The sequence below is a fragment of the Mycobacterium sp. genome, assembly GCF_035499775.1.
GTDB lineage: Bacteria > Actinomycetota > Actinomycetes > Mycobacteriales > Mycobacteriaceae > Mycobacterium.
On sequence record NZ_DATJYB010000087.1, the window covers coordinates 1 to 2067 of the forward strand.

Annotated in this window: 1 protein-coding gene and 1 pseudogene; one reads left to right on the top strand and one right to left on the bottom strand. The window is 64.4% G+C overall.

Annotation, left to right across the window (positions count from 1 at the left end; genetic code table 11):
- Positions 1-356 precede the first annotated feature (356 nt).
- Entirely contained in the window at positions 357-1343 is a 987-nt protein-coding gene (locus VML93_RS05340; RefSeq protein ID WP_325608419.1) for a GNAT family N-acetyltransferase, read from the top strand.
- Positions 1344-1910: 567 nt separating this feature from the next.
- Here the strand turns inward: VML93_RS05340 and VML93_RS05345 are convergent.
- Positions 1911-2067: pseudogene (locus VML93_RS05345) on the bottom strand (alpha/beta hydrolase); the annotation flags it as partial.

The following is a 2067-nucleotide window of genomic DNA, read 5'->3' on the forward strand; positions in this document are numbered from 1 at the left end:
GGCTGCACCACGGTGGATGAGCTGTTTTCAGATGCGCATCTGGACTGGCGCGACGCCGAGCGGATCCGGTTCGCGCTGGACGTGATCACCGAAGGGCTCTCACCGAGCAACAACCCGCTGCTAAACCCGCTGACCTGCTAGTTTCCCGAACAGCCAACTCAGGCTGGACCGCAAACCCATCAAGGTAATTTCGTTCGCATCGACTATGGTGGTGTGGTAGCGGGCGTCCTTGCCCGCCACGATGACTACGCTTAACCTCGTCACGTCGAATCCGTGGCGGATCCCGCGTGGCCACGCCGCGAAGGCATCTCACCGGAGGCGCACGTGACGACTGGGCCGCAGATCGAGCGGAACACGTGGCCGGGCTGACTACCGCCAGTGCCGACGAACTTGCCGCACTGGATTTCTTCGCAGACTGCTCCACCGAGTCGCTGGTGCCGTTGGCGGCCCAACTGCGCCCGCTGGCGGCGGCGCCGGGACAAGTGCTGATGCGCCGGGGCGAGCGGGCGGTGTCCTTCTTGGCCATCGGATCCGGACGGGCGGAGGTCACCCACACCGGAGCCGATGGCGTGCGCACCGTCGCCGAAGTGTCTCCGGGTTTGATCGTCGGAGAGATCGCCTTGCTGCGCAACGCGCCGCGGAGCGCGACAGTGATCGCGACCGAACCCCTGTCCGGCTGGGTCGGTGATCGAGACGCATTCTCCACCCTGCTCGAAATGCCGGGCAGGATGGACAAGTTGGTGCGGATCGTGCGCCAGCGCCTTGCGGCTTTCATCAAGCCGATTCCGGTACGCGTGCGCGGCGGCACGGGGCTGCATCTGCGGCCGGTTTTACCCGGCGACAATGAGCGCACCGTCCGATTCTCCAGCGACACGTTGTACCGCCGATTCCAAACGACGGGGATGCCCACCGGGACGCTGATCACTTATCTGTTCGAGGTGGACTATTTGGATCACTTCGCCTGGGTGATGACCGACGGCGCCGATGGACCCGCGGTGGCCGACGCACGGTTCGTTCGCTACGAGGACGACCCGACGATTGCCGAAATCGCGTTCACCGTCGGCGACGCCTACCAGGGCCGTGGCATCGGCGCGTTCCTGATGGGCGCGCTCGCGGTGGCGGCGCGATACGACGGCGTCGAACGCTTCTCCGCGCGGGTCTTGTCCCAGAATTCCTCGATGCGCGAGATTCTGGACCGGTGTGGGGCACGGTGGCAGCACGACGAACCGGGCCTCATCACCACCGTCATCGACGTTCCCCAGCCAACCGACCTGCCCTTCTCGCCGGAGTTGTCCAGGCAGATCCGCGATGCGGCACGCCAAGTTATGCGGGCCGCCGACTGAGGCGGCAGCACTGCACGGGAAGTCGATCCCCGGCCGGGCCGTCACAACGCCCCGGCGCTGCACCACAAGTCCGTGCCTGAGCAGAACGAGAAAACCGATTACTCACCATATGAGCGGATCCGCTGAGTAAGGCTCGATCACCATGACCAACGGCACCTCGGCGCAAAGCTTGAATCCGAATCACCTTGTGATACGAAGAGCCCGTTACGCACGGGCAGCTTCTCGTGGCGAGAAGGAGTGCCAAGGCTGAACCATGACACTACTTCTGAGGTGTCTAAGTAAGCTCGGCTTGCCGCGGCGTCGGATCTGTCGCAGCAGAGCGAATGTCCCGGCGGGCGTATCGAACCCCAAACAGATGTGGACCGTTCAAACCTTAGCCTCGCGCTGCGCTGATTACACGGCCACAGTCGGATGACCCTCTCCGCTGGGGCAGGCCTGGTTATCGCGCGGGGCACTTTCGACACCGAGGCCAATTTCCCAGTGCTGCCGCCTCTGCCCTAACCCAATCGCCATTAAACATGTCCGATCCGGGTAAAGGTAGGCAGTAAACCGGGAAGACATGTCAACCTAGCGCGGATCGCCGAGGTATGCGTCGGCCCAGGCGCCGATGATCCGGCCCGCCCGATGAGCCTGGCCGCGCTTGGTGAGCAGGTGATCGGAGCCCTCGAGCGAGACGAAGCTGCGCGGGTGGCGGGCCAACCGGAAGATCTCGCTCGCGTTCGCG